A 23,886-nucleotide genomic window follows, 5' to 3' on the forward strand; every position below is an offset into this window, starting at 1 on the left:
TGAAACTTAACCCATTTTGTGTTTCCCTGTTTATAGCGTACCATGACCATTTTTTCTTGTCAAATCATTGACTCTTCACATGGATCGATATATATTGTTGTAGGAGGTGCTGGAATGTCAGCCATACGCAGTAACTTAAAAGAAGTCATGGAAAACCATGATCCTAAATTATCTATTCGCAAGCTTGCTAAAGATGTTAACTATCACTTTGATTCCATTCGTAGAATGTACAAGGATGAGATGGTTCAGTATCCTCGAGACCTGCTTTTAAAGCTATGTACTTATTTTAATGTACAACCTGGGCAGCTAATTGTCATGGATGAGATTGAACGAAGTGAAATTATGATATATGAATCGGATGAACAACAGGAGGATCAGAATGACAACTATTAATACAAAAGCAAAGACCTGTGAACAATTACTTGTTAAATTTCATGCTGCTCCTCGAAACACTAAGGTAGAGAAATTAACGTTCTCGGGAGTTGGTAATCGAGATGTTTATAACATAACGGCACCTTTCATCTGTGATGGGGAGGAAGTAATCGTGGGAAGAGTTGAGGAACGCGACAGTGAGTTCTCTCAAGTCTTTTTTTTTACGCGAATAAATCAGGTTTGGAGCCCAAGAGTGCATACTCATACCTATAATTTGCAGGATCCTTGCGTGACCAGCATTAAAGGAGAACTGATATTTGGTGGTGTTGAAATCATAACCGCAGCCGAAGATCCCAATGTAATTGTTTCTTGGGTTACCCAATTTTATCGGGGACTCCATATCGATGCTTTATGTCATTTCTCTTCGGGTCCCGGTACGATGAAGGATATTCGATTAATTGAGCTGTCTGATGGCAGGATTGGCATTTTTACCCGACCGCAAGGAGTTAGAGGCGGGAGAGGGCAAATTGGGTTCACTATCATCCAATCGTTGGAAGAACTTGATGAACAAACCTTCAGCAATGCGGATATTCTTCAAGACCAATTTGTTGTTGAAGAATGGGGAGGCGCCAATGAAGCGCATTTATTGAAAAATGGTCATGTTGGTGTTCTAGGACATATTGCTTGTTTCGATGATCAACTGAACAAACACTATTATTCCATGGTCTTTTCGATAAATCCTGAAACATGCGAGAAAACCCCCATTAAAATCATAGCGGCTAGAAGCGATTTTCCTGACGGACCCGGCAAGCGGCCTGATCTTACAGATGTTATTTTTAGTGGCGGGCTTGTACGGTTAGACAATGGCAGGGCCGTACTTTCAGTAGGAGTTAGTGACGCTGAAGCTTATAGAATTGAGATTCCAGACCCGTTCATAGAGTATGAATAAAGGAAGGCTATCGGGCACTTCGAGTTGACAAGAAATTATGGTCGTGATAAAATAAAAGTGACAAGAATTTATGGTCAAAAGGAAGCGGGAACCTATTATTATGAGTAAATCCATTCAATTAAGCGAACGTGCCGGCACATCGAAATCCATAAGGAACCAAGGTAGAAAGATGGGGCGTATTCCGGCTGTGTTATATGGGATAGGAAAAACCACAGTTTCAGTCGAAGTGAATGAAAAAGAAATGCTTGAAGTGCTGAGAAAAAATCCGCGGGCTATTTTGCAGGCATCTACACCCGCTGCGGGAATTTTACCGGTAGTCATCCAAAACGTCCAACGAGCGACATTATCGGGTAAGCTGATTCATATCGATTTTCACCATGTGAACATGAGCAAAATCATGGATAGCAAGGTTACGATTCATTTCTTCGGTGAGTCGATCGGTGTGAAAGAAGGCGGGATCCTTCAAGTGGAAATGTATGAAGTCGAAGTCCGCTGTATGCCGGATCATCTGCCGCCTTCCATGGAAGTGAATATAAGCGGGCTTGCAATCGGCGATCAAATTCTCGTTTCCGATCTGGTCTTCCAGGATGGAATCGAAGTACTGACTGACCCGGCCGCGGTCATGATCCAGATCAAGAACGTTCACGAAGAGGAAGTGCTGGAAGCAGCGACTCCTGCCTGACTCAGGAAAGAGGGGCAGCATAAACAATTTGAGCTATGACCATCGCAGCTTCATGAACTGGTCAAAGTTATGTAGACAGTTTAATAAAAACCGGACGAGAGTGAATTTCACATCTCCATTTGTGTTAAATCCACAAACATATCCAACATATGCATTGTCGTATGTAATATAGTACGTATTATCATATTCTGTCCAACCGACCCCTTTTAAATGAACATTGATCTCTGTCCCTGCTTTTCCGGAAGTCGGAGAAATTTGAACAATAGAAGGAAGTATACGCAAATAAGCTTGCCCTAACACTTGATCCTGAATCTTTAAATCAATGCGATGAGGAACTCCGCCAAGGTCATCAGGGATTGGAAATGTATAGTTTAAATTTCCATCTTGATCGGGTGTAGCTTGTCCTAAAATATCCTGTTGTTCGCCAAAACCTTTTCCAGAAACTCTGCTTCCCACCATTGTATTCCATACTAGACTAATTTTTTGATTGGATGGAAGCCCTATTGCTTGCAAAGTAACATTCTCACCTACAATTCCTTCTGCTTTATCTAATTGGACGTCTACTCCTTGTGCATGTTTTAATTCAGGCATCTGTACACCACCATTCGCCGCCGATTGTGGAACGGCCTCGACTTGAGAAGCAACCGGTCTATCATCGGTCACTTCAAAAGAAAAAGTAGGAACAGGCAGATAGGAGGTAGGAGCTTGCTGATGATTAATATAAGGCATCCCCATATATCCGTGCCAAATTGTAATTGTGTGTGCACCCACCGGTCCGGCTGCACGGAGTTTGGCGACAGCCTTTCCTTCTGTAGAGACCGCTGAAATCAATCCTGTCAGTTTATTATCGTAGGTAAGTTGCCAATTGCTTTCCATTTCTTTTGAACCTAGTCCTTCAGCGATTACGGTTATTTCCGTGCCTACTGGTCCTGATGTTGGTGTTACGGTAAATGAAGAGTTAACAAAGAAATTAGCCTGTGTCATAGTTTTTTGATTTTGTGTAACAAAAAGAGTACGGTTACCCCCAAATCCCTCAGGAATAAGGATATCTCCTTCCCACCTCCCATCAGGATCACTTTTGCCCGTTAATAGAGGTTTTATCTTATCTTTATATGAAGTTTTAATAAATTCATAAATCCCCTTTAATTCATAGTATCCTTTTACCGTCTTCCAATTTAGTTGAACTTCCAGATTAGGTTGAAGGCCTTCAGCTTGAAAATGAATACTCGAACCGATTTGACCTTTAACAGAGGATAGTTGTAAAGATGCGGGAAATGGGTTCGCTACCTGTGCTGCTTGTTGTGATGACGTTCAGGAAGCTGGATTCTCCTCTGCATTTATCTGACCGATGCCCGCGAATAAAATCGCTGTAGATACTATTGCAACAAATAATTTCCTACTCAGCGAAGATTGTAGAGACCAATTTCTCATTTAAATGCCTCCTGTCGATCTTAATAGACAAACGAAAAGTGAGGAGCTATGAGCTCCTCAGTTTATAAAATCTTTCATTGGCGATTATCGCAGACTGCTATCAACAATGGTAAATTCATTATTGCTTGGAACCCATTTACTTACGTGCTGGGATGGGTTATCACCCTTGGGATTTTTGAATATTAATTTCAGCGATCGTTTTATTGGTAATAGGCCAGCTTATTTGGTTAAACGCCCAAAAATCGTTCCTCGGAACCGCGGCTAAGATTAGCTTAGGTATCGTTCCAATAGCCATTTTGCTAATGGCGATTGGTCGCTTCAAGCAATCGTTTGGCGGGGATCCTCAACCGACTGTGGCAATCGGGTGGATTTTAACGGCGCTCAGTATGCTGGCAGTCAGCTTTGCACTGGGCAACCGATTTGTATTATGGATCCGGGCTTTCATCCTGATATCGGCGATTTGCTTCGGTTTGCTAAGTGAGCAGGATTGGCGATCTTGGCTTGCATTGCCTTACGGCATTTGTTGGTCTGTTATGTTTCTTGTACATACCCGAAAACGGGGCGATGCTCGGGTGACATCAAAATCGTGGCTACACCCGTAGAAGCTTATGTGTCGTTATTTTCAGACGGGGATCAAATCCGCTCGCCGTCAATTGTTGCTGAAACACCGCATATCTACAGGGCTACTCCCTGAATTTTGGGGGTGCTTTTCTGTTTATTTGGGACAAGCAGGGGCGTATTGAACTGATTATTCCAGCGTTAAGCTAAAGAGTCCTTCAATAGGCCTGGCTAAATTCACAGCGACTTCCCCGACACGCTCGATAGCTTCCATCGCTTTCTCTGTTTTGGAGTTAAACTTTAAGTACTCTAAGCCATCATTGCTGATCATAAATGATCCATTTCCCTGAATCTTAAAGGATATTTGATTATAATTAGGAAAACTACGCTCATCTTTTGCGACCGGAGCACTAGCGAATAAATACTCCTTGTTTAACAAATTGACGATAGCATTATATGCAGGATTTGGCTTGCTTGGATAGAGAAAATAAACCTTTGGTATTGCCACTCCATGAGCTGCACAATGTAAGAACAAATACATGAACTCTTCTACGCTTAAATTGGAAATGTTCTCGTTAAACAGGTTCATTGGGCTTAAACTATCTGTAAGTTTCATTATCTACGCTCCTTACCATCAAAACGAATTACATTAACGAACGAATGAGCAAACCAATACTCGATGAATGCCATTTGGCTTCATTATTCCCCTATATTTAGTAAATTATGTCGTACTGTTCCTTATCGCGCTGCAAACACAAGCTGTCCAAGCCCTGGAATCGGGATTTGGACAGCTTGTGAAGGGTGCCTTACAGGCAAACATTTTTGATATGCTGCTCGAGATAGTAATGTTTGCTCTCATCTGCAGCTACGAGCTCGAGGATATGGTTTTCAATCTTATTCAGGTATCCTACTTTGTTTGAGCGCAATCCGTCATTGATCGAAATGATGCTGCCTTCCTGAAGCTTTAGCTGCTCTTCGAAGGTCTTCGCTAAAGTCGGCTTGGACTTTTGCGGATCAATGGGTTTGCGCTTCTGAGAGTAGGGGTTTGCACTGCTTTCAAAAGGGCTGATCCATTTTAAATGAATACTTGGAATCATCACCATTTTATCCAGAGGAGACATAACTACAAAATAGTCCGATTGGATGTCCACAACATACCCATGCATGATTAGATGATCAGCCAAATAAATCTCGCAAAAAGCCGTTCTTGCATGCTCCAAAATAAGGGGGAATGAAATTTCTGCACTCTCGCTGATGGAGGAGACCTTTATGACCGACAGATTGGAGTCAAGGATTGGTTGGAGAGTTACATGGCTTACATGATAAAGCGGGATATAAACATATTTGGATTCCTCAGTTAGCACGAGAATATCCGGTCCAAGATCGACCAATTTTCCAGTATGCATTTTATCCCCAAGAACATCCACATCGATCAAATGACCGAGATATTGCTTAAGCAGATCCATACCTTTGATTCACCTTCCCCTTAGTTACAATTAGTAAATCCATTTGACCCAATAAGCCAGCAACAGCAATGTAAGCAGGACGGTAGGCGGTATGCAAATCATGGTAACCTTGACATATTCCTTCCAACTGATTTTCACATTATGCTGTCTAAGGATATGAAGCCAAATGAGCGAAGCCAGAGTTCCGATCGGTAAAAGCAGTGCACCAATATCACTTCCAATAACGCTTGCCAAGTAAGCAACTTTAAGAGTAAGAGGGTCTAACGACATATTCGTTAGAGTAAGGGTTCCCAGCATTAAAGCAGGATGATTGTTGAAGAAAATGGACATAACGGACAGGAGGGAGCCCATCCATAAACTGGTGTTAACTAAACTGCTGGTAACATGAGGTTCAATGAGACTAATCAACCAATTCGTGAATCCAATGTTATTTAGACCGTAGATAATGACATACATGCTAAAAGCAAATACAAGAATATGCCAAGGCGTTTTCTTCACCATATCGACTGGAGAGATTTTCAGCACGATCCATCTCCAAACCAATAAGATGGATGACCCCAATACAGCTACGATCTCTATCGGAATGCCTAAGTAGGAAGCAATAAAAAGACTGATACGAACGGAAAAAACAAAAAGCAGGACATTCCGCATAAACTTGTTGCGTTCGGCAGTGGATTTTTCCTGAACGATTTGTGAACTGAGTGGAGGCATTCTCAGAGGATGTTTACCTAAAGGATGTCTACCTGCATTTATATGAGGTGCTTTTCTTTCAGAAATATCACGCGGTAATGTTTTATAAAAGATTAAGAATAATAGGAGCAAGAGGAATATCAAGCCTAGTGTAGCTGGAACGAACATCATGAGCGTATGCATATAAAGATCCATGCCCACAATTTTTAGAGCTATCAAATTGACAATATTGCTGACGCCGATCGGAGCACTGGACGCTGTTGCAATTAACGCACCTGAGAGCAGGTAGGGGATTTTTTCGTGATTTTTAAGACCAAGATGTTCGAGTAAAATGAGCAAAATCGGTGTAGTGATTAGAATGCTGCCATCGTTGTTAAAGAACAGTGTCATGAGAAAGCAAATGAGGTTAACATACCAGAAAAGCCGGATACCATTACCTTTTGCCCGGGCAGCGAGTCCATCCGCTGCCCATTGAAAGAAGCCAAAGCTTTCTAATATAATGGCCATGACGATGGTTGCCATAATCGTTATGGAAGCACTGCTTATCGTTGCGCCTATCTTTCCCAAATCGGACAAGGATACGCTTCCGCTGATAAGTACCAAGATGGCGCCAGCTGTTGCAGGAATGGCCTCATTTAAACCATTGGGACGCCAAAGGATCATGACCATAGTAAACAGAAAGGCAATTATGGTAAGTGGTACCGTTGCGGTCTCAAGCATTATAGAGTCACTCCTCTTCTGCCTGGAGACTTGAATGTGCCTGATTCTTTGAGTTTTCGGGTAAGTCGAGACTGCTGAGCTTTAATTCTTGCCTTAATTCCATGACGGCTGGCATTTCATTAATTTCCACTGGAGGTTTGAGCAGGACATATAATAGAAACCCGGCGATCAGAATAATAAATACAATAAACAACATTACCCCCCCATTCTAGTCGGAGACCTGATACAAAAAATGTCTACTCCATATTATGTAACTTTCATGTACGTGTTCTGGTTGCTTGCCCTTATCCAAAAACAAGGCTTGAGGGGGATGTTGATTCCTGTTTTTTTTCACAAAAAAATCCCCGAAACGGGGAAAGGTAAATTTCTAAATGCTATTGGAAAATAGTTATCGATCTCTTCTCCGGAATCTTTGGAACAATTTATACCCGAGGAATATAATAAGCGCCCAAAACAGAAGGCCGATGAAGGAGAACCCTCCTCCATTTCCATAACCGAAACCACCGAACGGATTCAATAAATGGCCTATCAATGCCCCAGTTGCGATACCTCCAAGGAATCCTCCCCAGCGGCCAAATGGACTACTCGGTTGTCCCGCATTCGGCTGTCGACGAGAAAGGTCCGACGAAGGAGCCCGTGGACCTGTTCGGTAACCAGGACTTATTCCTCCTCGATTTCCGCCTGAAAACGACCCGCCAGGTGACCTGTAGCTCCCTCTGCCTGCTGCATTGATTGGATTGTCTTCCCGATACTGAATGGCTGGATCCGAAGTGGGTGAATTCTGCACAGAAGAACCAGCGGCTAATACAGTTCCGGCATGAAAGCAGAGTGTCATACAAAATACAAATAAGAGCAAGTACTTTCTCATGATAACCTCCGCTCGAATGGTTTAATTTAATTCTTTAGTTAGTTTGTTTTAATGATTGGACGATTATTCTTATTGATCTTATTTGGACAAATAAAAAAGCCCCGAAGAGGGGCTTGATCTCGGCTAATTCTATTGGACGCTTACGAGTTTATTATAGTTAGCAATAGTAGTGGAATGAACGGTTTCATGAACGAATGCATATCCGATTAACTCAGCAACGGTTGAGAAGGTGTGAACACGAATTTGAACTGGTTCAGGCAAGGGTTCATCTAATTTATCAGTGCATTTCTCAGTCAAATCGGAGAATTGTTGTTTAAGTAATCCAAGCAATTCATCCTTGGAGTGTGGAATGTTTGCCCAGTCGGAAGGTTTGGTTCCGTTCTTGTAATAATCAGAGAATCCGGCTGGAAGCATGCTAGTTTGGAAGACCCGATTAAAAACAATTCTATCTAGGGTAGCAATGATATGGCCAATGTTCCATCTTATGGTGTTGTTGAACGGTGACGGTTGTACATCAAACAAATCTTCACTGATCTCTTCAACTCTGCTAATCAGCGTTAAACGAACGAGTTGGGCAGTATGTAAGACAACTTGAGAACTCATGTATAATACCCCTTTCGAAATTGTTATTATGTTGTAAAATAATTGTATCCTACGTGAAATACAATAGCAAACTGTATTTAGTGTGATTACAATAAATACCAATCAATAATAGCTCAAAAGAGAGGAATTCACAAATGACTTTGTTCACCGAAAAAGTAATTTCAATAATACGCTCCATACCAGAAAGTAAAGTAATGACCTATGGGCAAATTGCCAAACATGCCGGGAGCCCAAGAGGAGCAAGGCAGGTCGTACGAATTTTGCATGCGATGAGCAAAAAGTATAAGCTTCCCTGGCATCGGGTGGTTAATATAAGGGGAGAAATAAGCATCGCAGATGATGAATCGTATGAGTTGCAACTATTTTTGCTGCGGGCTGAGGGTGTGGATATCAAGCAGGATCGCTTTATTAATCTTGGACAATATCAGCACCATCCTGAATAGCTAATTTTTTAGGCGGTTTTTTGTGTAAAATAGGCTTTAATTATCTAACTATTCTGACAACTATATGTTACAATGAAAGTATCACTTAATAATCGTTGAGAGGTGGTTACCTTGATATTTTCTAAAGTGCTAGTCGCTTATGATGGGTCAAATCTCTCTAAAAAGGCTTTGGACAAAGCAATCGCTATTGTGAAGGAAAAATATGACTATCTTGTCGCTCCGCAATTAATCGTTATGCACGTCATTCAAGCACCTTCTTATTCGTATGCCGCTTCAGCTGCACCGTACTATTTTAGCAATGTCAGTCATATGGAAACCGACACCAAGGTTCTTGATGAAGTAAAATTCAAGATTCCATCTACTTTAAACGTAATTTATGTAACAAGCCGGGGGCAACCCGCCCATTCAATATTGGAATATGCTCATGAAAATAATTGTGATCTCATAGTTATGGGCAGCCGCGGTTTGGGTGCTATACGAGAGTTTTTCCTTGGCAGTGTGAGCCACAATGTTGTCCAAAATTCAAAAGTTCCCGTTCTAGTCGTCAAATAAATAATCTAACACCGCACGGAGGGAGTGCGGTGTTTTTTTTGGTCTTTCATTGGATTATTGATTGGATAAGACTTAATCGTACCAGTAACCTTTAAATCCTTTTTCCAAGCGAAGGAGGGCTTCCAGATAGTAGTAATCTCCCCAAATCATGAAATCATCTGGTGCCGCACCACCTCTTACACTATAAGAACCATGCTTTAGCAATCCTTGGGCATCAGGATCTCCAATGGTGGAGTAGTTTACTACCAACGACTTCATTGAACGAAGCATGCTTTCTTCAAGTGTCGCGTAAGCAGGATCCGCATGATCCAAATGCTCCAACAGTTCAAGGATTCCTGCGTTTGCAATTGCCGATGCAGAGCTGTCTCTTTTGGTGCTCTCGGTTACAGGTACATCAAAATCCCAATAAGCTACGTCATCCGCAGGAAGATGATTGATAAAATACTTTGCCAGACGTATGGAAGTTTCCATATACAAGGGATTCTTAGTATAGCGGTAGGAAAGGGCGAAGCCATATATGCCCCATGCTTGGCCGCGAGTCCAAGTGGAACCATCTTTATATCCCTGGTGAGTACCTCCACGCAGAGCATCTCCATTAGCCGGATCAAAATAAAATGTATGATAAGATGAATCATCGCCGCGAACGAGAAATTTTTTGCTTTTATCCGCATGAATTATAGCTGCATCTTTATAGTGAGGATTTCTGGTTTGCTCGGCTGCCCAGTATAGCAGGGGCAGGTTCATCAAGCAGTCGATAATGATGCGGCCTCCGTTTTGAGTATCACCCTTCGGCCCCCAGGCTTGCAGGTATTGACCCTCTGCTCTCCAGCGGTTCATCAGTACATCAGCGGCTTGCAGGGTCAGTTTCCGGGCCGCCTCATCTTTCTCCAGAATCCACTGGGCCTTCGAGGATAAGGAATAGAGAAACCCAATATCATGGTGGTCTAACTTGATATTTTGATCCAGTTTATGCTGAAAACTGGCAACCGTTGACCGAGCGGCCTCACGAAAGATGTCATCACCGGAGTATTGATAGCTCAGCCATAAAAGCCCGGACCAGAAGCCGGCTGTCCATTCCGTATTAGGATTCATTTGATAAACCCCTTCACCGCTGACATGAGGAAATAAATCTCCGAAACGTTCAATATTAGCCCTCGTTTTCAGTACGGCGTCTTCAATCGCTTTTGTCCACATGAATTACACGCTCCTCATATCGTTTTAGTTGATTCTCGTGTTACCAAGGTTAAAGGAATAGGGATTTCTTGAACATCCAAAGGGATAAGGTGTTCACTCTCGGGATCAAGCGATTCTCCCAATTGGCGTAATAATAGACCAATTGCAGTACGCGCTTGCAGCTTATATGGGATATCCCAAGTTGTTAAGCTGGGAAAGCTGTCCTTGGCAATTCCGTCATTATTGATGCCTATCAATTGGATTTGCTCCGGAACCTTAATACCAATCCGCTGTGCTGAAGTAAGCAGTTGGAAAGCCAGGTTATCATCAAATGCAACGATGCCTGCCGGTTTATCCGTTCCACGACAGCGCTCGAGCACAGCGGCCAGAAGCTCGGTTGGATGGTGGTCAGCCACATCAAGCAGATCCCAGGGCAGCTCAACCGAGGCTCGGTTCACACCTGCCGCGAAACCGATTCGGCGCTGCTCATCAATTGCTCGAGCTCTTTTTCGACCCGCATAAAATACGCTGCCGCATCCACAAGCGAGCAAGTGCTGCACGGACTTTTCAGCAGCCCCGGCAAAATCAAGATTGACGGCGCCAATCGAGATGTCTTCCGGCCAGCCCCAAGCATTAAACAGCACCAGCGGCGTACCTTCCCCGACAAGCTGTTTGGTCGATTCATGGCTCATCGCAAGTCCATGGCAAAAAAGGCCGTCAACCCTGCGCTGCAGCAGCATTTCCAAATGCTGCTTCTCAATGGCCGGATCAGACCCGGATGCTGAGAAAACGGACAAATGATAGCCGTTATTATAGGCTTCAGCCTGCATATACTCAGCGAATCGGCCGTAGTAGCCGCCGAAAGAGGGGACAAGCAGACCCAATTCATTGGTTTTGCGAAGGCTTAAGCTGGCTGCAACAAAATTGCGGCGGTAGCCAAGACTTTTCGCTGCTTCCTCAACCTTGCGCACCGTTTCTGCGGAGAGCGGAACACTGCGCTGCCTCAGCACATTGGAGACGGTTGCTTTGGAGACGCCTGCTTCTGCGGCAATATCCATAATGGTGGCTTGTTTTTGCTTGTTCATTTCATTCATACAGACCTCCGAACAAATAGCTGTTGCACGATTGAACCGGTTAAATATACAATAATAGTATGGTTTAACCGGTTCAATTGTCAATCATATTTTGGCTGTGTGCTTACGGAGAGGATGTTTGAGATGAAACAAACAGACAGAGACTATTGGCTTAATACGATGCAGCGCATAGCAGGACCCGTTTTGAAAGCGGCAGCGCAAGGAAAGCTGCGGGAGGAGATGCCGGTAGAAGCGATAGCGGAGGACAGAGTCCTCTATTCCCATCTCGAAGCTGTTGGAAGGACACTCGCGGGGATTGCTCCTTGGCTGGAAAGTGGAGGCAGCCATCGAGCGGAAGGAGCCCTGAGGGAGCAATACTCCATTCTTGCCTTGAAGGCCCTTGATTCCGGAACCAATCCAGACTCGATCGATTTCCTGAACTTCTCCGAAGGGTATCAACCGATTGTAGATGCAGCCTTCTTGGCGCATTCCATCCTTAGAGCGCCTACTGCACTTAAAGATAAACTGTCGCCACGTGTACGCACGCAGCTGGTGAACGCACTGAAGTCGACGCGCAGCCGCAAACCCGTCTTCAACAATTGGCTGCTGTTTTCAGCCATGATTGAAACGGCTCTTGCGAGCCTTGGCGAGGACTGGGACTTGATGCGCGTTGACTACGCGATCAAGCAGCACGAGCAGTGGTACAAGGGCGACGGCCGATACGGTGATGGCCCAAGCTACCACACCGATTACTACAATAGCTTCGTGATTCAGCCGATGCTGCTTGATATCGTCGAAGTGTTGGGAGATCGACAGCCCGAGATTCGATCCGGCGCCGAGCCGTTCGCTACGCCGGAGTGCAGGAGCGCCAGATCTCGCCGGAGGGCACATTTCCTCCGGTCGGGCGCTCGCTGGCTTACCGCTTCGGCGCGTTCCAGCACCTTGCGCAGATGGCTCTGCGCCGCGAGCTGCCTGACAACGTCGAGCCCGCTCAGGTACGCTGTGCGCTTACGGCGGTCATACGCCGCTTGATCGAGCAGCCGGGCACATTCGATCAGGCCGGCTGGCTGACGATAGGCCTATGCGGCAAACAGCCGAAGATGGGAGAGACGTATATCTCTACCGGCAGCTTGTATTTGTGCTGCACAGTGTTCTTGCCGCTGGGACTGCCTGCGGATGAACCGTTCTGGACAGGATATGCGGATTGGACGGCCAAAAAAGTGTGGGACGGTCAGGATGTAGGCCTTGATAAAGCATTATACAAAGGCTAGGGGCACGCGATGAACCAGCGGTTCAAATGGCTGCTTTTGCCAACAACACCTTTACCTGTGTACAATGGGCTTATCCATTGAAGTCCAGCTAAGGGGGCAAAACCATGACATTTGGAGCCAGAATGCTAAAAACAGGGATCGCCGTGACGGTATCACTCTACATTAGTGAACTGCTGGGGTTCACGCCATCGGTCATTGCAGCGGTAGCGGCGATTTTCGCGATTCAGCCCTCCATCTATCGTTCATGGCGGTACTTTCTTGAGCAGCTTCAGACGAATACATTGGGGGCCGTAATTGCATTAATTGCAGGCAAGGCCTTCTCCAACGAGCCGATTATCATTGGACTTGTTTGTATATTGGTCATAATGATTTGTTTGAAAATCAACATGGAGGAAACTGTGGGGTTGACACTGGTTACAGTGATTGCCGTTATGGAGGCGTCCGGACAGTGGCATTTTGCGCTGAATCGATTTCTGCAAATGCTGATTGGAATATCCGCAGCATTCTTGATCAATATTTTATTTATTCCGCCAAAGCCGAAGGTGCAGTTCTTGACATTAATTCAATCTGTCTTTGCGAAAATGTCTTTGCTGCTGCGGACAGCTATCTCCGATGAAATGAAGGAAGCGGTTAGTCGTGAGGAAAAGCAGGGGTTGGAAAGCGCGTTGCAGTCGCTTACGGACAAATACAAGCTTTACGAGGAAGAGTTTAAGAAGTTGAAGCGTGCTGCATTCAGCGACAGCCGAAGCTTAATTGTTTATAAGCAAATGCTCCAAACGCTGCACAAGGGCCGTGAGGTTCTGGATACGATTGATCGGCATTATTTCCAATCCCATCGCACACCTGAGTGGGATGCTTTTTTTGACAGCCAGCTCGAAATATTAATGAAATATCATGAACATATTTTACTTAAATTCGAACAGAAGCTGAAATCGGAAAGCTCCGAAATGGACTTGATGGAAGAGCAAAACGATCAATTTTTGCAAACCTTCATGAGTCAATATACAGAAACAGGCGAAAGCATGTTTCGCTTGTCCATCGTGGCTGCGGCCATGTACGATTATGGATTTCAGGCGATCCGGCTTAATAAGCTTGTTGAGCATTTCCATAGAGGTGAAGAGAGTCGAGAGAATGGGCAGGGTTAGATCCTGTCCATTCTCTTACTTCACGATCAATACAGGAATCCTCGATTCCTGAACTACATGATGGCTGACACTGCCCAGCAGGAACTCCTTGATCCCTCCAAGTCCACGGCTGCCCATGACGATAAGGTCACAGATTTGCTCCTGCGCATATTCCAGCAGCTCAAAAGCAGGCTGACCTTGCCTAAGCGCATAGGTTGTATTCGGATAGTCTGAAAGCAAGCTTCTGGCGCCTTCCATAATTTTCTTTGCTTGCTCGCTATATTCTTCATCTACGCTTGTAGGTGTAGGAATTATAGCCTCGCCCAGGACTACAGTTGGAAATTGGTAAACATAAACCAAATGTAGATTTCCTGCAGGATTGTCTTTTACCAGGTTATAAGCATAATGAAGAGCTTTCTTGGACAAATCTGAACTGTCATAAGCAACAAGCAAATTGGAAAAATGCATGATCGACACCTCGCTCAGTCAGTTTTAGGTTCATGTGTTATATTACCACAGGAACAGGGAAACAAATCGAATCCATTTATGTTTATTGATGGATTCAATTGTACATCCTAAGCATAAAGGAAAATTTTTATGTCCAAAGGAGCAAATACATGACCACAACAAGAAAGCTTTTCTTATGCTTATGTTTAGGATGGACCTGTATGGGAGGCTTCGACTTTTGCGTTTCAGCGCAGGCTTTGGGTAATTCAAATCAAAAGCTTGCCTTGGAAATCCCGCTGCAAAATACGACTGGCAGCATAATCGGGCGTGCGCATTTATCGCAAACAGCGGAAGGCGTGAAGATTCGGGTTCAAGCTGCCGGATTGTCGCCAGGGCTCCATGGCATTCATTTTCATGAAAAGGGAAGCTGTGTGGGACCTGATTTCACTTCCGCCGGGGCACATTTCAACCCCTTCGGTAAACAGCATGGCTTAGCCAATCCACTGGGTTATCATTCAGGTGATCTGCCGAACCTTGTGGTTAACAGCGAGGGTCAAGCCAATATGGAAATGGTTTCCAAAGCCATAACTTTGCAGCGGGATCAGCCGGGTTCATTAATCAGGCCCGAGGGGCTCAGTTTGATTATCCACGAGCAAGAGGATGATTTGCGAACAGATCCTACAGGGAACTCGGGTAATCGTGTCGCCTGCGGTGTTGTGAAATAGAAGGAAATTCGGAGGAAACTGAGCATGATTAAAACCCAGGAACTGAAGACGCAGATTGATGAATTAACCAAACAAAATGAACAAGTGTTGATGGAATTGGCACAGGTTAAAGATATGCTGATCCAAAGCGAGAATGGGCAGGACCATGATCATTCGGCGAGCCAATCATCCTCAGGCGGGCACGAATCAGATGGAAAAAGTGAACAAAACGGCCAGAAAGATAATAAGCAAAAGAGTAACAATATCCCTCAATTGGCTAAAGATCTTCAAGCTATTAAGGATCTTGTCGAAAAGTTGGAAAAAAAGACTTCACAATACATTACCTCCCAGACAAGCGGTAGTCTTACGGAAAAAGATGTAGTGAATTTAATCCTCACTATGATGAACGGCATGGTCGATTGGACCCAAGAATTTGTATCCGGAACAAACTCGCAGGCCAAGCAGCAGCAATAATGTAATGTGTTTAACCGCCATCCAACTGCCCTTGGCGGTTTTTTGTATTTCAATTGTCGGTTAGGAGCCAGGCATTGATTTATTTTTAAGGTGATTCGACAATATACACTTATTTACAGATTGATAATAAGTGATAGAGTTAAGAGGAAGAGAAATCATTGAATGAATCGGGTGAGGTGCAGTTAATGAAAGAGATTGAAATTGGCACAATTATGAACCAATTGGGCTTTTCACCGTCTCAGGTAGAAAGGTGGCAGCAAATTCAAATGAAATTGATGAGCCAATCACCCGAATTTACAGGTGGCCAAATTGTAAATTTACCCACCCAACCCATGATACATAATGCATCACGTATCGCAGCGAGCGAATCCATCGTGATTTAATGACAAAATAAACAAAAGAGGAGCTCCTTTACAAAGAGCTCCTCTTTTGTGCGGATTTGATAGATTATAAGGAAGAAGGTTTGAACATTTGCTTGGAACAATATTCGATGATATCGCTTCTGCGAACAATACCAATGAATTTATCTGAATCGTCTACAACCGGAACAAAATTTTGCACTTTGGCCAAATCAATCAGGTCATCCATTTCAGCATGAATATGCACGGGTTTATTCACTATGCGCAAGGGAACTTCATTCAGCAAATGCCTGTGGGCATTCTCAAATCCGATATGCTCATTGTTTTTCAAAAACCAGAGAAGATCACCCTCGGTAACCGTCCCTACATACTGGCCTTGTTCCGTAAGGATGGGTACAGCCGTATAACGATGGAATTCCATGCGTTCCAAAATTTGACGCAAGGTCGCTTGCAGGGTAGTCGTGATAACATCCTTCTTGGGCAATAAAAAAAAGGCTATGTTCATGTCAAAACTCCTTTTGCAAATACTTCATTGTTCATTGTACCAAAAAAACGCTTCAAATCGAAATGTGCTTGGTTGGACAAGTTTCCTCTTTGTGGGATATGATCAAAAAGACATTCAAGATACATAGAGAAGGGACATCCGACTAATGGAAATCATACGCGTAACTGGTCAACATGAATTGGAGCAATGCTTTATCATCCGTAAAAAGGTTTTTGTTGAAGAGCAAAAAGTACCGCATGATCTAGAAATGGATGAAAAGGACGAATCTCCGGAAGCTTGCCATCATCTGCTTTTGCTGGATAACGGGATGCCAGTTGCAACGGGCCGCTGGTATAAGTATAATCCGCATACAGCGAAGCTTCAAAGAGTAGCTGTGCTTCAAGCTCACCGCGGACAAAGTTTGGGCAAGCAAATGATACTGGCTATGGAGCAGCATGCCAGGGAGCATGGATGTAAGGCAAGTATCCTCGATGGACAGTGTCATGCAGAGGAATTTTATTTGAAGCTCGGCTACATCATAACATCAGCTGAACCGTTTTATGATGCGGGTATTTTGCATCACAGAATGGAAAAGGCGCTTCAAATATAAGCTGCTTGAATAAATTCCGCATCATTGTCATCGTACACAACAGGTAAAGTAATTGTGAAGGTGGTCCCTTGATGGAGCACACTTTCAACTCCCATTGTGCCTTGATGATCCTGAACAATTTTATGGCAAATGGCTAATCCCAGTCCTGTTCCACTTTCTTTCGTCGTATAAAAGGGATGGAAAATCTTTTCCAGTTGGTCCGAGGGTATGCCTTGTCCATTATCCTGGACGATCAAGATCGCATGATGGTTTTTCCGGAAAAGACACAGGTTAACGATACCTTTTTCCTGTATCGCTTCATAGGCGTTTTTGACTAGATTAAGCAGCAGCTGCACCATTTTGTCCTGATCCATAATGACATGGATCGGCTCTTTGGGGTGCTCATAATGAAGCTGATGGCCCAGCTTGGCTGCTTCGGACTCTGTCAAGGAGATTACGCGCAGGATGCAGTCATGTAAGGATTGAACGCGAAATTGCGTGGCATGCGGTTTGGAAAACTGCAAAAATTCCGCAGTTAAATCACTCATCCGATTAATTTCATCCATGATCAAGGCATACCAATTTTCAATGTTGTAACCGTTAGCCTTGGAGATTTGCAAAAAGCCTTTGACCGTCGTCAGGGGATTGCGAATCTCATGAGCCATTCCGGAAGCCAATTCACCCACAACACGCAATTTTTCCGATCGCAGCATATGCTCCTCGCGTTTTAGCCACATCTCCCTTTTCATCATAAATAAATGGTGCTCGGCTACAAGGATTAATTCATCTTTGGTTTGGCCATTCATAGGGAAAGCGGCGATCCCGTATGTAATTTGGATACCCGTCAGCTTGGGCAGTTCATTTTCGAGCAGATGCCTGGCAGTCGTCAATGATTTGTCTTCATCGGTCACGGGAAGCACCATGGCAAATTCGTCACCGCCATAGCGGGATATAATCAGGGTATCTTTAAATAAGATTTTGAGCAGTTCTGCAACTTGTTTAAGAATCATGTTCCCTGCTTGAAAGCCTCTGGAGTTATTGAGCGATTTCAAATCCGTACAATCAATGAGAACCAATAAGAAAGGCAAGTCTTTTGCGGCAAAGTCCTCCAGCTTGCGATGAAATTCACTGTAATTGTAAAGCCCAGTCAGAGTGTCCTGCGTTGAGAGGAATTTTTTTTCTTTTTTTAGCAATTCCGTTTGCTTGACAGCAGAGAAAATCGATCGGGTAAGAAAAGCGGTTGCCAAGAAGTTCACCAAATTCATAATCTGGAAAAACATGATCATGGTGGAAATTTCTTTTTTCAGAACGAAAAAAGAAGTAAACATATAGAACAATGCATAAGTAAGTGACAGAACCATGGTTTTCCGGCGATTCTCTTCTGCATATGTGTCTTTCACCATGGCTAGCAGATATAAGGGCTGACACCAATTCGACTGTGAAACTACATGAAAACAACAAATTAGAAGTAAGCGAACCCACGGTGCCCATGCCGGAAGAATAGAAAGCCTTATGCTCAGAATAAACAAAAGTAAACAAAATATCAAAAAGAACGGCATGGAAGTTTCCTGCATGAAGATCGAGGACACGGTGAACAGACATGCATATACATATAAAATGAAATTTAGAAACACTGTATCATCTCCTGAGTGTTTTAAACCTTGATATCGAGCATTCAGCCATTTACACCCACGTCATAATTTCTCTATACACTCATGAAATCCCTGCATTTTCCTTTTTGCTTAAAAATGTGAGAAGCCAGAAAAAAAAGAACCCTTAGGAGGAAAACCAATGGGTTCAAAATATGCTAAGTACCGAAAGAGTAAACTTCATGCTGCTTCAAAAAGGTCATTTGGCCGGCACGGTCTATGTAATTTTCCATCTCATCTTCATAATGCATTAAGTAAATTTTGGAATGAACCTCAGTCGGCAAGGTTAAGAGCTGTTCCAATGTGGCATGGACGATAGCCGGACCTTTCAGCTGGCAATCATGAAGAATGTAGGAGCATTTGCGTTTGCCCAGCACCTCATCCAGCAATAAGCCAGGAATAAATTGAATGTCTGCACTGTAAAAGACAGAATCATTGATAAACAGGGAGTAGCTTGTTTTGGTGGGAATATGTGTGGTTTCGATTATTTCTATGGAAAGTCCATCATGAAGCATGCTCTTGACGCCTTCTTCCAATAAAATTAAATCAAAGAAATCAGACAAGCTCGTCAAATTTTCGCCTGCGTTTTCCAGCCCGCCGCGGAGTGTATTTTCCCATAGCTTATGTGCAAGAAGAGCAGGAACGAACAGCTTGATTTTTTTACGGTATTTGTAATAGAGCCGAAAGGCTGCTTCCTCAAGGCCGCCAACATGGTCGGCGTGGATGTGAGTAATTAAAATACCGTCAATTTGATCGAATCCAAGGCCTAACTCATAAAGCGACTTTGAAGCTGTGAAACCGCAATCTATTAACAATTTAAACTCATTGCTTATTAGGAGCGCATTTGTATTATAATATTTTTTGGCAAATGCGCTGCCGGTTCCAATCATTTGAATTTGAAAACTCATTCAGTTGCCCCCAGTTTCGACAAAAGTCGTGCTTTTTCTAATGTAGCATGGGATAGCTCTGAATATCAATACTTATATGAAAACACTTTCGAACAGCTGAATGCAGGGTTATACTAAATGAAGCAGGTATCCAAGAGGGGTGCAAGAATAAAGATGATCTGGATTGTTCTCATAGTTTTATTGCTGTTGATGGCCGGATGCTTGGGGATTTCCGGGTTTGTGGGCTGGAAGCTGACACATCCATTGCGGCTGCCTCTTGATGATTCCCCTGAAAATTATGGTTTGACGTATCAGGAAATTGAATTTACGAGCAGAACGCTGGATGTTAAACTGGCTGGCTGGCTGCTTACTTCAGCCAATCAAGATTCTGATTCGCCTATGACCCTTATTTTATCCCATGGCTATGCCGGTACACGATTGGAAAAAGGATTGCCTGCATTGTCGCTAGCCAAGAGGCTTGTCGAAGCCGGCTATACCGTACTGATGTTTGATTTTCGCAATTCCGGGCTCTCCAGCGGTCAAATGACTACAGTCGGCTTCTCGGAAAAGCAGGATCTGCTTGGAGCCATTGATTGGGTGCGCGAACATCAACCTGGCAAGATCGGCCTTATTGGATATTCCATGGGTGCTACTACATCATTGCTTGCAGCCGCAGAAGCGCCGGATATCGCGGGCGTAGTCGCAGACAGTCCTTTTAGCCAATTAAAATCTTATTTGAGTCAAAATTTATCTGTTTGGTCGAAGCTGCCTAACTTCCCATTTACATGGCTAATCTTAACCATTCTTCCACGCCTGACGGGTATTGATCCGCACCAGGTTGATGCCTTAATTGCAGTCCAGCAAATCTATCCGAGACCCGTGCTTTTCATTCATAGTCAGGACGATATGGCCATCCCTTTTACGCAAAGTGAGAAGATGTGGAGGATGCATCAGGATCGGTTTGAGTTCTGGAAAACTGAGAAAGCCGGCCATGTGGGAACCTATCAATTGTATACTCAGGAATATACTTCCAGATTGCTCGCTTTTTTTGAACATTTGCGAAATTAATCGCAACTCTTCGATTCTCGAGGCGTATAAAGATGCACAAAGAATCTTGAAAGGGTTGGAGGTAAAGGTATGAAGGTTCAACGATTGTTTACCTTGATGCTGGTAATATTTGTACTTAGTACGGCTACCGTCGTGGCATCATCGTTATGGGGAGATTTTGAAGGTTACAGCAAAGCCAGGTTAAATGTCAATGGGGAGACACAGTATTTTTCCAGTTCGGATGTTCCGGCTTTCGTTGTGAAAGGCAGTACGGTCCTGCCGCTGCGTTCTCTGGCAAGCTCACTTCAAGCATTGGTTCAATGGGATAGCGGCAATCAAACGATTTCCTTGTTTAAACCGAATGTGCACATGATTCTGGTTCGCGATATCGGCAAGGACAACAGCATGGAACAGCCTTTCGGCGTTGTCAAGCAGGGGAAACGAATTGATTTTGTCGTATTTACTCAGGTTGACAATTTAAAGGCGAATCTCTCTTCCGTGCGGGTTTCTATAACCACTCCGAGCGGTCAGTCTGCGGTTACTTCGGTAGAAAAGTCGATTAGTGAGCAGAAACAAACGTTCTGGTGGCCTTTGGCTTTCAAAAACGTTTCGTTTGATGAGAGCGGCATCTATACAGTTAAATTTTCAATGATGCTGGAAGGCGACAGCTCCTATACGGTAGTTGCAGAAAAGCAAATTTCGTCCGAATAATAGCTGTTTGGCCAGATGCAGGACGTTTGACCTCTTTCCATGAAAATGTTACGATACCTAGGAAAACAATTTCAGACGAAATGAGGTTCTGCCAGTGAGCGATCATGAGCACAATCATTCACACGGTCCTGACTCTGACCACGACTCCGAGCAAGGCGAGGATGTTTTTGTTGTAACCGACGAAAACGGAAAAGAACATGAGATGGTCATGGTATATACGTTTGAATCGCAGGATCATGCGTATGCTGTCCTTTTGGATCGCAACGATCCCGACGCCGATGGTGTTATCTTCCGCATTGAGGAAGAGAATGAGGAAGCTTTCCTGGTGAACATTGAAGATGAAGCCGAGTGGGAGCGTGTCGTAACGATTTACAATGAAATCATTGCTCAGGAAACGGATGAAAACAATTAACTACATAAAAAAAAGCCCATGCGGAAGTTTGTTCCCGCGGGGCTTTTTTGTTGGTTCACTTTCTTGGATTGAAATACATGACCCGACCATTGAATAAATGCAGCTCCGCTTTGAGATCTTTCCCCAAATGCTTGCAAAGCTCATTGCCCTTGCTTTTGTCGCCATGGGTGGCATCATCGGGAAGAACCACCTGGATAAAATGCCGTTCCTCGTCATTCTCCTGCTTACTGCCCACACCGAAAACAATGTATTTGTACAGCGAATTAATACCCTTCAGATAAAACCATTCATTCTTTCCTTCGGGCTTTGATTCAAAGGTGTAAGGAAATCCGGCTTCGTCGTAATCCCAGCCCAGCTGTTTGGCAGTTTGGGCAAGCTGTTCCCGGTAATGCATAAGCTTGTCCTTTACCTCATCCAGGGTAAGAGAGGGGACCGATGATCCTGATACTAATTTGATATACGCGCTTTGACCCATTCTCTGATAAGCACCTCCAACCATCACAATGTCACAAATATCATAGCATCGGGAGCATGGTTTTACAATAATTACTATCTTGTCACCGTTAGAAGATAGCTTGGGTTTCCACGATGACCTTCACATTTTGAACACTGCGGTCCTCGGGACCCTTCACTGGGAGGCCTACATCCACATGATCAACGATGTAGTTGATCAGATCTTGGGTGATCACTTCTCCCGGCAGCAATATGGGAATTCCAGGAGGGTAGACATATATGAACTCGGCTATGATGCGGTCAGCGGACTCCTTGAAAGGGATGGTTTCGGTTTCACCATAAAAAGCGTCACGAGGTGATAAGGTCAGCTGGGGGATATCCGGCACTTCGATGACCACCTCATTGATTTTGGCCGGATTGAAATTAAGCTCGGCAAATTCCTTCAGGGCCTTAATCAGGGTGACCACATTGTCCATGATATCTCCGGGGGTGACGAAGCAAAGGATGTTATACATATCACTGAGCTCGACTTCAATATTGTAAGTATCTCTTAACCAATTCTCTGCGTCGTATCCGGTAATGCCCAGCTTTCTAACATGGATGCACAGCTTGGTAGCGTCATAATCGAAAGTCGCTTCAGTTCCGAGTATTTCTTCGCCGAAGCAATAGAGGCCTGGAATTTCATTAATATGTTTCCTCGCATAATCAGCAAGCGCTAGCGTTTGTTCAGCGAGTGCTCTTCCGTTCAGCGCCAAATGTCTGCGTGCTGTATCCAGAGAACCCAATAATATATAAGACGTTGATGTTGTTGTAAGCATACTGATAATCGTCTGAATCCTTTTGGGATTGACACGGTTTCCTTTGACATTGAGTACAGAGCTTTGTGTCAAGGAACCACCCAGCTTGTGAATGCTTGTTGCAGCCATATCCGCTCCCGCTTCCATGGCAGATAGCGGCATTTTCTCATGAAAATGAATCAATGAGCCGTGAGCTTCATCCACCAGCACTGGCATATGGTAGCTGTGAACAAGCTCGACAATCTCTTTCAGATCGGCGCAGACACCGAAATAAGTCGGATTGATGACGAGGACAGCTTTGGCATCCGGATGCTTTTCCAGCGCTCTGCGCACGGACCGAGTGGTGATTCCGTGATCAATCCCCAGATTTTTATCCCGGGCAGGAGAAATAAATACCGGTTTGGCGCCGATAAATATAATAGCAGCCATAACAGATTTGTGGACATTGCGAGGAACGATAATTTTATCGCCCTGTGAGCATACCGTCATAATCATGGTCATGATCGCACCACTGGTGCCTTGGACGGAGAAGAAAGTGTAGTCGGCGCCATAAGCATCGGCTGCAAGCTGCTGCGCTTCTTCAATGATACCGGTTGGTTGATGAAGGTCATCCAGCGGTGCTATATTAATAAGGTCGATGGACAAGGCATTATCTCCAATAAAGGAACGAAATTCCGGATCCATGCCGACACCTTTCTTATGTCCTGGAATATGAAATTGAATCGGATTTTTCTCAGCATGACGGAGCAGAGCGGAGAACAGGGGTGTCTGATGATGATCCACCTGGGCATCTCTTCCTTTCTAATATGGATTTGTCGAATGTTGCAACAAACAAACTGAGTATAACAAAATAGAGTTGGGATGCAAGTGAATTTTTGAAAATAGTTTGCGCAGCAGG

The 23,886-nt window shown here is 44.1% G+C and carries 28 protein-coding genes and 1 pseudogene; 15 read left to right on the top strand and 14 right to left on the bottom strand.

Features of this window, described 5'->3' with window-relative positions:
• Nucleotides 1-114: 114 nt before the first annotated feature.
• From BLV33_RS01260 to BLV33_RS01270, 3 genes are all read left to right on the top strand, one after another.
• The gene (locus tag BLV33_RS01260) at nucleotides 115-393 is read left to right on the top strand and encodes a helix-turn-helix domain-containing protein (protein WP_090787297.1); all 279 of its coding nucleotides are present in this window, start codon (nucleotides 115-117) and stop codon (nucleotides 391-393) included.
• Nucleotides 380-1,321 carry a DUF1861 family protein gene (locus tag BLV33_RS01265; RefSeq protein ID WP_090787300.1) on the top strand — a complete coding sequence of 314 codons (942 nt, stop codon included), beginning with the start codon at nucleotides 380-382 and terminating at the stop codon, nucleotides 1,319-1,321. The genes BLV33_RS01260 and BLV33_RS01265 overlap by 14 nt, the downstream gene beginning before the upstream one ends.
• A 100-nt stretch (nucleotides 1,322-1,421) precedes the next feature.
• Complete coding sequence (locus BLV33_RS01270) at nucleotides 1,422-2,003, top strand: 50S ribosomal protein L25 (protein WP_171908974.1); 582 nt, start codon at nucleotides 1,422-1,424, stop codon at nucleotides 2,001-2,003.
• Nucleotides 2,004-2,036: 33 nt separating this feature from the next.
• Here the strand turns inward: BLV33_RS01270 and BLV33_RS01275 are convergent, their stop codons facing one another.
• Nucleotides 2,037-2,987, bottom strand: coding sequence for a hypothetical protein (locus BLV33_RS01275; RefSeq protein ID WP_139305664.1), 951 nt, complete (start codon nucleotides 2,985-2,987; stop codon nucleotides 2,037-2,039).
• A gap of 650 nt (nucleotides 2,988-3,637) precedes the next feature.
• Here BLV33_RS01275 and BLV33_RS01280 point away from each other — a divergent pair.
• Complete coding sequence (locus BLV33_RS01280) at nucleotides 3,638-4,036, top strand: hypothetical protein (RefSeq protein WP_090787309.1); 399 nt, start codon at nucleotides 3,638-3,640, stop codon at nucleotides 4,034-4,036.
• Between the two features lie 146 nt (nucleotides 4,037-4,182).
• Here BLV33_RS01280 and BLV33_RS01285 read toward each other — a convergent pair whose 3' ends face one another.
• The 5 genes from BLV33_RS01285 to BLV33_RS01310 all read right to left on the bottom strand — a co-directional run bounded on the left by BLV33_RS01285 (nucleotide 4,183) and on the right by BLV33_RS01310 (nucleotide 8,339).
• On the bottom strand, nucleotides 4,183-4,608 hold the full coding sequence (locus BLV33_RS01285) for a hypothetical protein (RefSeq protein WP_090787312.1): 426 nt from the start codon (nucleotides 4,606-4,608) through the stop codon (nucleotides 4,183-4,185).
• 190 nt (nucleotides 4,609-4,798) lie between these two features.
• The gene (locus tag BLV33_RS01290) at nucleotides 4,799-5,458 is read right to left on the bottom strand and encodes a hypothetical protein (protein WP_090787316.1); all 660 of its coding nucleotides are present in this window, start codon (nucleotides 5,456-5,458) and stop codon (nucleotides 4,799-4,801) included.
• A 30-nt stretch (nucleotides 5,459-5,488) separates the two neighbouring features.
• Nucleotides 5,489-6,868, bottom strand: coding sequence for an arsenic transporter (locus BLV33_RS01295; protein WP_171908975.1), 1,380 nt, complete (start codon nucleotides 6,866-6,868; stop codon nucleotides 5,489-5,491).
• Between the two features lie 388 nt (nucleotides 6,869-7,256).
• Nucleotides 7,257-7,736, bottom strand: a complete 480-nt coding sequence (locus BLV33_RS01305; RefSeq protein ID WP_090787323.1) for a hypothetical protein — start codon at nucleotides 7,734-7,736, stop codon at nucleotides 7,257-7,259.
• Nucleotides 7,737-7,865: 129 nt separating this feature from the next.
• Nucleotides 7,866-8,339 (bottom strand): DinB family protein, encoded by a 474-nt coding sequence (locus BLV33_RS01310; protein WP_090787327.1) that lies wholly within the window; start codon nucleotides 8,337-8,339, stop codon nucleotides 7,866-7,868.
• Nucleotides 8,340-8,473: 134 nt separating this feature from the next.
• Between BLV33_RS01310 and BLV33_RS01315 the strand changes: the two genes are divergently transcribed.
• A complete protein-coding gene (locus BLV33_RS01315; protein ID WP_090787330.1) occupies nucleotides 8,474-8,782 on the top strand; it encodes an MGMT family protein in 309 nt (102 codons plus the stop codon).
• A 102-nt stretch (nucleotides 8,783-8,884) separates the two neighbouring features.
• The gene (locus BLV33_RS01320) at nucleotides 8,885-9,334 is read left to right on the top strand and encodes a universal stress protein (protein ID WP_253186932.1); all 450 of its coding nucleotides are present in this window, start codon (nucleotides 8,885-8,887) and stop codon (nucleotides 9,332-9,334) included.
• A 72-nt stretch (nucleotides 9,335-9,406) separates the two neighbouring features.
• Here BLV33_RS01320 and BLV33_RS01325 read toward each other — a convergent pair whose 3' ends face one another.
• Together BLV33_RS01325 and BLV33_RS01330 are read right to left on the bottom strand one after the other, a co-directional pair.
• Nucleotides 9,407-10,528, bottom strand: a complete 1,122-nt coding sequence (locus tag BLV33_RS01325) for a glycoside hydrolase family 88 protein (protein WP_090787336.1) — start codon at nucleotides 10,526-10,528, stop codon at nucleotides 9,407-9,409.
• 14 nt (nucleotides 10,529-10,542) lie between these two features.
• On the bottom strand, nucleotides 10,543-11,601 hold the full coding sequence (locus BLV33_RS01330) for a LacI family DNA-binding transcriptional regulator (protein WP_253186933.1): 1,059 nt from the start codon (nucleotides 11,599-11,601) through the stop codon (nucleotides 10,543-10,545).
• 114 nt (nucleotides 11,602-11,715) lie between these two features.
• Here BLV33_RS01330 and BLV33_RS01335 point away from each other — a divergent pair.
• Nucleotides 11,716-12,851, top strand: a pseudogene (locus BLV33_RS01335) (DUF2264 domain-containing protein).
• 104 nt (nucleotides 12,852-12,955) lie between these two features.
• Nucleotides 12,956-13,996, top strand: coding sequence for an FUSC family protein (locus BLV33_RS01340; RefSeq protein ID WP_090787341.1), 1,041 nt, complete (start codon nucleotides 12,956-12,958; stop codon nucleotides 13,994-13,996).
• A gap of 15 nt (nucleotides 13,997-14,011) precedes the next feature.
• Here BLV33_RS01340 and BLV33_RS01345 read toward each other — a convergent pair whose 3' ends face one another.
• Nucleotides 14,012-14,443, bottom strand: coding sequence for a universal stress protein (locus BLV33_RS01345; protein WP_090787344.1), 432 nt, complete (start codon nucleotides 14,441-14,443; stop codon nucleotides 14,012-14,014).
• A gap of 149 nt (nucleotides 14,444-14,592) precedes the next feature.
• On the opposite strand from BLV33_RS01345, the gene BLV33_RS01350 reads away from it, so the two are divergent.
• The 3 genes from BLV33_RS01350 (at nucleotide 14,593) to BLV33_RS01360 (ending at nucleotide 15,983) form a co-directional block, all read left to right on the top strand.
• Nucleotides 14,593-15,147: a superoxide dismutase family protein gene (locus BLV33_RS01350; protein WP_090787347.1), complete on the top strand. Its 555-nt coding sequence runs from the start codon at nucleotides 14,593-14,595 to the stop codon at nucleotides 15,145-15,147.
• Nucleotides 15,148-15,171: 24 nt separating this feature from the next.
• Complete coding sequence (locus BLV33_RS01355) at nucleotides 15,172-15,600, top strand: hypothetical protein (RefSeq protein WP_090787350.1); 429 nt, start codon at nucleotides 15,172-15,174, stop codon at nucleotides 15,598-15,600.
• Nucleotides 15,601-15,758: 158 nt separating this feature from the next.
• Nucleotides 15,759-15,983: a hypothetical protein gene (locus BLV33_RS01360; protein ID WP_090787353.1), complete on the top strand. Its 225-nt coding sequence runs from the start codon at nucleotides 15,759-15,761 to the stop codon at nucleotides 15,981-15,983.
• A 64-nt stretch (nucleotides 15,984-16,047) separates the two neighbouring features.
• Here BLV33_RS01360 and BLV33_RS01365 read toward each other — a convergent pair whose 3' ends face one another.
• Nucleotides 16,048-16,464 carry a CBS domain-containing protein gene (locus tag BLV33_RS01365; RefSeq protein ID WP_090787356.1) on the bottom strand — a complete coding sequence of 139 codons (417 nt, stop codon included), beginning with the start codon at nucleotides 16,462-16,464 and terminating at the stop codon, nucleotides 16,048-16,050.
• 145 nt (nucleotides 16,465-16,609) lie between these two features.
• Here BLV33_RS01365 and BLV33_RS01370 point away from each other — a divergent pair, with 145 nt between their 5' ends.
• Nucleotides 16,610-17,053 carry a GNAT family N-acetyltransferase gene (locus BLV33_RS01370; protein ID WP_090787358.1) on the top strand — a complete coding sequence of 148 codons (444 nt, stop codon included), beginning with the start codon at nucleotides 16,610-16,612 and terminating at the stop codon, nucleotides 17,051-17,053.
• Here the strand turns inward: BLV33_RS01370 and BLV33_RS01375 are convergent.
• The gene (locus tag BLV33_RS01375) at nucleotides 17,044-18,666 is read right to left on the bottom strand and encodes an ATP-binding protein (RefSeq protein WP_253186934.1); all 1,623 of its coding nucleotides are present in this window, start codon (nucleotides 18,664-18,666) and stop codon (nucleotides 17,044-17,046) included. The genes BLV33_RS01370 and BLV33_RS01375 overlap by 10 nt on opposite strands.
• Before the next feature lie 173 nt (nucleotides 18,667-18,839).
• The gene (locus BLV33_RS01380; RefSeq protein WP_090787360.1) at nucleotides 18,840-19,589 is read right to left on the bottom strand and encodes an MBL fold metallo-hydrolase; all 750 of its coding nucleotides are present in this window, start codon (nucleotides 19,587-19,589) and stop codon (nucleotides 18,840-18,842) included.
• 153 nt (nucleotides 19,590-19,742) lie between these two features.
• Here BLV33_RS01380 and BLV33_RS01385 point away from each other — a divergent pair, with 153 nt between their 5' ends.
• The 3 genes from BLV33_RS01385 (at nucleotide 19,743) to BLV33_RS01395 (ending at nucleotide 21,738) form a co-directional block, all read left to right on the top strand.
• Entirely contained in the window at nucleotides 19,743-20,636 is an 894-nt protein-coding gene (locus tag BLV33_RS01385; protein ID WP_090787363.1) for an alpha/beta hydrolase, read from the top strand.
• Between the two features lie 69 nt (nucleotides 20,637-20,705).
• Nucleotides 20,706-21,326: a stalk domain-containing protein gene (locus tag BLV33_RS01390; RefSeq protein ID WP_090787365.1), complete on the top strand. Its 621-nt coding sequence runs from the start codon at nucleotides 20,706-20,708 to the stop codon at nucleotides 21,324-21,326.
• Nucleotides 21,327-21,420: 94 nt separating this feature from the next.
• On the top strand, nucleotides 21,421-21,738 hold the full coding sequence (locus BLV33_RS01395) for a DUF1292 domain-containing protein (RefSeq protein ID WP_090787367.1): 318 nt from the start codon (nucleotides 21,421-21,423) through the stop codon (nucleotides 21,736-21,738).
• Between the two features lie 55 nt (nucleotides 21,739-21,793).
• Here BLV33_RS01395 and BLV33_RS01400 read toward each other — a convergent pair whose 3' ends face one another.
• Together BLV33_RS01400 and BLV33_RS01405 are read right to left on the bottom strand one after the other, a co-directional pair.
• Nucleotides 21,794-22,213: a DUF1885 family protein gene (locus BLV33_RS01400; RefSeq protein ID WP_090787370.1), complete on the bottom strand. Its 420-nt coding sequence runs from the start codon at nucleotides 22,211-22,213 to the stop codon at nucleotides 21,794-21,796.
• 88 nt (nucleotides 22,214-22,301) lie between these two features.
• The gene (locus BLV33_RS01405) at nucleotides 22,302-23,771 is read right to left on the bottom strand and encodes an aminotransferase class I/II-fold pyridoxal phosphate-dependent enzyme (protein ID WP_090787372.1); all 1,470 of its coding nucleotides are present in this window, start codon (nucleotides 23,769-23,771) and stop codon (nucleotides 22,302-22,304) included.
• Nucleotides 23,772-23,886: the final 115 nt, after the last annotated feature.

This window comes from Paenibacillus sp. GP183 (assembly GCF_900104695.1).
Lineage (GTDB): Bacteria > Bacillota > Bacilli > Paenibacillales > NBRC-103111 > Paenibacillus_AI.